The organism is Acidovorax sp. KPB24-03 (assembly GCF_057546605.1).
Genome location: NZ_BAAJYR010000477.1, coordinates 1 through 2,431, shown reverse-complemented (window position 1 = coordinate 2,431; position 2,431 = coordinate 1). Strand labels below are relative to the sequence as shown.

Below are 2,431 nucleotides of genomic sequence, written 5' to 3'. Positions count from 1 at the left end.
CGAGGCGGGCCGCGGCCGGCCGCCCTCGCGCCCGGCCAGGGCACCGGCCACCATCACCCACGCCAGCAGCAGCAGGGACAGCAGTTTGAGGCCGCTGGCCACCGTCAGCACCGTGGGCCAGTGCGGGTGGTGCATGTGCAGCGTGGCGTAGTTTTCCACCATGTCCGACAGCACCAGGGCCAGCATCGTCCAGTGGGCATGGCGGTAGAGCCAGCCCAGGGCCCAGCCCGGCGGCACGGCCCGCGCGACCAGCCGCCGCAGGGCCCAGGCCACCGGATAGGCCAGCCACAGGGCGTAGCTGGCAAGCAGGGCCCAGTCCCAGGCGATGGCGCGGCGCACGCTGTCGGTGCCGCCGCAGACCACGCCCCAGCCGGCGTGCCAGTGCGCCGTCACCTGAAAGCCCGAGGGCAGGCCCTGCACCCACCCCGGCGCCGACTGCAGGTCGCAGGCGGCCTGCCCGAACTGGAACGTGATGGCGAACAGCACGGCGGTGACGACCGCCAGCGCCACGCCCAGCCAGCGCCAGGGCTGCGTGCGCGGCACGGTGTTGGCGGGCACGGCGCCGTCCACCGGGCGGGCGGTGGGATCGATGAAGTCGCTCGGAAAGCGCTCGCGTGCATTGAGGCCGGTCCAGACCCAGTAGGGGCAGTCGTAGGCCTGGTCGTGCATGGCCGTGAGCGGGTCGCCGGGCTGCAGCTGGCCCCGGTCCACGCGCAGGCCCTTGGCGAAGGCCTCGTCCACCATCCATTTCAGCGTGAGGTTGGACAGCCCGTCGCGCGCGTACGAGCCGCCCACGTCGCTGTGCACGCCGCGGAACCAGCGCTGGTCGTAGCTGCGCCATGGGCGCTCACGCTCGGTGAAGTGCGGGTCGGCATAGCGCCGGGGCGAGTACTTGCTGCGCGATTCGTACAGCGACATGGCATGGCGCACGTTGGCGAACCGCTTGCGGGCGAACTCGGTGGAGTTGGTGATCTTGATGCCGCCCAGCAGCCCGCTGCCGATGGCCTCCACCGTGTCCCACACGCCCACGAAGTGCACGAGCGGCGTGCGGCCCAGCGAGAAATTGTCGATCACGTCGCGCGCGAAGGCCTCGCGGCTCCTGGTGCCGGCCTGGTTCTTCTGGCCGCTCGGGGCGAAATAGGTGCGCACCAGGGTTTCGATGAGCGGCAGGCCCTCGGTGTGGATGAGGCCGTACATGTTGATCATGCCGGCCACCGCCCGCGCGGTGAACGCGCCACGCGAGAAGCCGAACAGGTAGATGCGGTCGCCCGGCCGATAGGTGTGCACGAGGAACTTGTAGGCCTCGGCGATGTTGGGGAACACGCCGCTGCCCAGCGCCAGCCCGGCCAGTTGCCGCAGCTGGTTCCTGGCCTTGGACAGGATGCCGTCCGCCGGGAATTCATTGGTGGTGCCCACGCCGGGGTCGTAATAGACCAGTTGCGTGGGCTCGCTGCCCGATGCGTCCCGGCCCTTGCCAAGCATGCGCAGCAGCTTCACCACGTTGGTGTCCTGCTGGTTGCCCAGGATGTTGCCGGTGCCGTCGAACAGCAGCACGAGGTTGCGGCCCGGCTGCGCGGCCCATTGCTCGTCCGCGGCGATGCATTCGGCCAGGATGGCCTCGCGTGTGGGCGCGCGGTCGGCGGCGTCCGGTGCCGTGGCGTTGGCATGGGCGGCCGGTGCGGCCGGCGTGTTTTTGGCGTTCATGGTGTCCTCCCTCCCGTGGCGATGCGTGTCCGGGAGATTCTGGGCGATGAACGCGCGCCGCAGCAAGGGTGCCCGCCCCATGGGAGCGCGGGGCGGGCACGGGTTCAGATCATTTCAGCCGGCTTCAGATGCCGGGCGCTTCCAGCCGCACGTCGCCCACCGGGTAGGCCACGCAGGGCAGCACGCAGCCCTCGGCACGCTCCTCGGCCGACAGGCCGGGCCATTCGATGGCGTAGCGCACCTCGCCTTCGGCCAGCAGGCCGATGCAGGTGCGGCAGGTGCCGTTGCGGCACGAACTGGGCCAGTCGATGCCGCCTTGCTCCAGCGACAGCAGCAAGGGCTGCTCGGGCCAGGCATCGCACTGGATGCCGTCGTCGCCGACGCGGGCGGTGAAAAAGGGAACGGAGGAAGGGTCACTCATGGCGAACGGCCACAGGAGGGCAGTGAACGAGAGGGTTAAGGATGAAAAAGGCTTCCAGTGCAATCAACACTAGGGCATATAGCTATCAAAAAGTGGGCAACCAACCGCAGGCCGTCAGGCGTCCTGCGCGGCCCACTCGGCGGGCGTGAAGGTCTTCATGGACAGCGCATGCACCTCGTCGGTCTGCATGCGGGTGCCCAGCGTGGCATAGACGCGCTGGTGGCGCTGGATGGCACGCTTGCCCTCGAACTCGGCCGAGACGATGGTGGCGTACCAGTGCCGTCCGTCGCCTTCCAGCGCGAGGTG

General features: G+C 69.6%; 3 protein-coding genes. All 3 read right to left on the bottom strand.

Going from position 1 to position 2,431, the window contains the following annotated elements; translation table 11 throughout:
* Positions 1-1,704 (bottom strand): DUF2235 domain-containing protein (locus tag AC27KI_RS22840; RefSeq protein WP_487115989.1); only part of this gene is annotated, 1,704 nt, incomplete at its 3' end.
* 124 nt (positions 1,705-1,828) lie between these two features.
* Entirely contained in the window at positions 1,829-2,125 is a 297-nt protein-coding gene (locus tag AC27KI_RS22835; protein ID WP_487090862.1) for a 2Fe-2S iron-sulfur cluster-binding protein, read from the bottom strand.
* A 114-nt stretch (positions 2,126-2,239) separates the two neighbouring features.
* Positions 2,240-2,431: BolA family protein (locus AC27KI_RS22830; RefSeq protein WP_487113621.1), on the bottom strand; the 192-nt coding region annotated here is incomplete at its 5' end.